At 64.2% G+C, this 2788-nt stretch carries 2 protein-coding genes and 1 pseudogene; 2 read left to right on the top strand and 1 reads right to left on the bottom strand.

Translation table 11 applies throughout. The features are described 5' to 3' along the window. Positions 1 to 98, bottom strand: a pseudogene (locus tag B7X30_RS15275) (IS3 family transposase); the annotation flags it as partial. Positions 99 to 218: 120 nt separating this feature from the next. Between B7X30_RS15275 and istA the strand changes: the two are divergent. Together istA and istB are read left to right on the top strand one after the other, a co-directional pair. Continuing rightward, the gene (gene istA / locus B7X30_RS15270) at positions 219 to 1739 is read left to right on the top strand and encodes an IS21-like element ISThsp2 family transposase (protein ID WP_286731762.1); all 1521 of its coding nucleotides are present in this window, start codon (positions 219 to 221) and stop codon (positions 1737 to 1739) included. Beyond that, positions 1732 to 2550, top strand: coding sequence for an IS21-like element ISThsp2 family helper ATPase IstB (gene istB / locus B7X30_RS15265; protein WP_013104225.1), 819 nt, complete (start codon positions 1732 to 1734; stop codon positions 2548 to 2550). Before istA ends, istB begins: the two co-directional genes overlap by 8 nt. Positions 2551 to 2788 lie beyond the last annotated feature (238 nt).

Raw genomic sequence — 2788 nt, 5'->3', positions numbered from 1 at the left:
AGCCTGCGCATCAGCCGCTCCACCGTGCAACGCGCCACCGCCACCCCTTCGCGGTTCATTTGCTTGCAGACCTTGTCGGCGCCATAGACCTGCATATTGTGTTCGTGCCGAACGAAAATTGACCCACTTTTGAAGGTTATGCCGACGCAAAATTGACCCGGGTGTTCCACCAACCTACCCTGCTGCTTTTTTAGGCACGGGGAGCAGGAGTGATCACCATAGACATGATTGGCAAGATCCGGCGGATGCATTTCCGCCAGAACAAATCCGTTCGAGAGATTGCCCGCAGTACGGGGCTGTCGCGCAACACGGTGCGTACCTGGCTACTTCAGCCGGGCGATGTCGTACCGCGGTACGCGGCGCGGCGAACACAACCCTCGCGCAAGCTCGCGCCCTATGTGGAGTGGCTCCGGCAGGCCGTGGCCATTGATGCGCAGCGTCCTAAAGCGCAGCGGCGCACGGCCAGGGCATTGCATGCCGAGTTGAAGCGACAAGGCTATGACGGCGCCTACAGCCGCGTCACCGATTTACTGCGCGCTTGGCGACAGGCCGATGGCACGAGCGCTGTGCACGCCTTCGTGCCCTTGACGTTTGCGCTGGGCGAAGCCTTCCAGTTCGACTGGAGTGAAGAGAGCATGGTGGTGGGCGGCGTGCCGTACCGCGTGCAGGTTGCCCACGTCAAGCTGTGCGCCAGCCGTGCCTTCTGGCTGGGGGCCTATCCCAGCCAAGGTCACGAGATGCTGTTTGACGCCCATACCCAGGCGTTTGCCGCCTTCGGCGGAGTGCCGCATCGCGGCATCTATGACAACATGAAGACAGCCGTCGACAAAGTGCACCCGCGCAAGAAGCGCGACGTCAACGCGCGCTTTGCGGCGATGTGCAGCCACTACCTGTTCGACCCCGACTTCTGCAACGTCGCTTCCGGTTGGGAGAAGGGGGTGGTGGAGAAGAACGTCCAGGACAGCAGGCGACGTGTGTGGATTGAGGCCCTGTCGACGCCCTGGCGCTCCTTTGCCGAACTCAATGCCTGGCTGGCCATGCGCTGCCGTGGCTTGTGGCAGGAGATCTTCCATCCCGAGTTCAGCCAGTTCACCGTGGCCGAGATGCTCGAGCACGAGCAGCCGCACCTCATGCCCATGCCCACAGCGTTCGACGGCTATGTGGACAACACGGTCAAGGTCAGCAGCACCTGTCTGGTGGCCATGGCTGGCAATCGTTACTCCGTGCCCTGTGAACTCGCCGGGCGGCGGGTGAGCACCCGGGTGTATCCCACCGAGGTGGTCGTGGTGCATGACGGCGTGTGTGTGGCCCGCCATGCGCGGCTGGCCAACCGGGGACAGACCACCTACGACTGGCAGCACTATGTGCCGCTGATTCAACGCAAACCCGGGGCGTTGCGCAACGGCGCGCCGTTTGCCGATCTGCCCCAGCCCTTGCAGCAACTGCGCCAGGCGCTGCTGCGGCAAGACGGGGGCGACCGGCTCATGGCCCAGGTGCTGGCGCTGGTGCCCGCATCCGGGCTGGAGGCGGTCCTGGTGGCCGCTGCGCTGGTGCTGGAAGCCACGGCCCCGTCCGGGCGCATCAGCGTGGAGCATGTGGTCAACGTGATGGGGCGCTTGCAGACCGGCCCCCAGCCCGCCCAAGTGACCACGGCCTTGACGATGGCCGATCCACCCCGCGCCGACACGGCCCGCTATGACCGCCTGCGGGTGACTGACGAGGAGCGAGATCATGCGTGAGGTCATTGCGGAACTCAAGGCGTTGCGGCTGCACGGCATGGCCGGCGCCTGGGCCGATTTGCAAGGTCTGGGGACGAACGCCAGGCTGGATGCCGCGCAGTGGCTCGTCGAGCATTTGCTGCAGGCCGAGCAGGAAGATCGCGCCGTGCGCTCGGTACGCCATCAAATCCTCTCGGCCCGCTTCCCGGTGCACCGCGATCTAGCGGGGTTTGACTTTGATGCCTCAAGGGTTGATCGCACGCTGGTGGGGCAACTCGCCAGCATGGCCTTTACCGAAGCCGCGCACAACGTCGTGCTGGTGGGCGGGCCCGGCACGGGAAAGAGCCATCTGGGCACGGCCATCGGCGTGGCGGGCATCACGCAGCACGGCAAGCGGGTGCGGTTTTACTCCACCGTCGATCTGGTCAACGCGCTGGAGCAGGAGAAGGCGCAGGGCAAAGCCGGGCGGATTGCGGCAAGCCTCTTGCGTATGGACTTGGTCATTCTCGATGAGCTGGGGTATCTGCCCTTCAGTCAGGCGGGCGGGGCTTTGTTGTTCCATCTGCTGTCCAAGCTCTACGAGCACACCAGCGTGCTGATCACGACCAATCTGGCCTTCGGCGAGTGGTCCAGCGTGTTCATCGATGCGAAGATGACCACCGCCTTGCTCGACCGGCTCACACACCACTGCCACATTCTGGAAACCGGGAACGAGAGCTACCGCTTCCGTCACAGCACGGAAACCGCCAAGACCCGCATCAAGGCGCGGGAGCAAAGGCGTTCGGGCACAGCACAGGCACCCCAGCCCGCTGAGCCCGAGACACCGCTTTGACCCCCACAAGCCCTTGGGGCAAGCCGCTCTGGGCTACGCCCGACGCAGCTTGCCCCAAGGATCCAAACCCACCCACCAGGAGCCAACCCCACGCAAAAACCGTAGACTTATCCACACCCGACTGCGACGCAGTCGGCCTTAGCAGGCCGTTGAAAAATCCCCCGCTGGCGCCCGCGTCGGCCACTACGATCTGAAGCCATCGGTGAACGACCCAGACGAGGACGATGAGAGGCAACCA

The sequence above is a fragment of the Thiomonas sp. 13-64-67 genome (assembly GCF_002282795.1).
GTDB lineage: Bacteria > Pseudomonadota > Gammaproteobacteria > Burkholderiales > Burkholderiaceae_C > Thiomonas > Thiomonas arsenitoxydans.
The sequence above is the reverse complement of the archived record's forward strand: the minus strand, read 5'-3'. Positions and strand labels throughout refer to the sequence as shown.

Excerpts from the sequence above, each read along its gene's own strand:
- istB (WP_013104225.1), top strand. The coding sequence starts at position 1,732 with ATGCGTGAGGTCATTGCGGAACTCAAGGCGTTGCGGCTGCACGGCATG.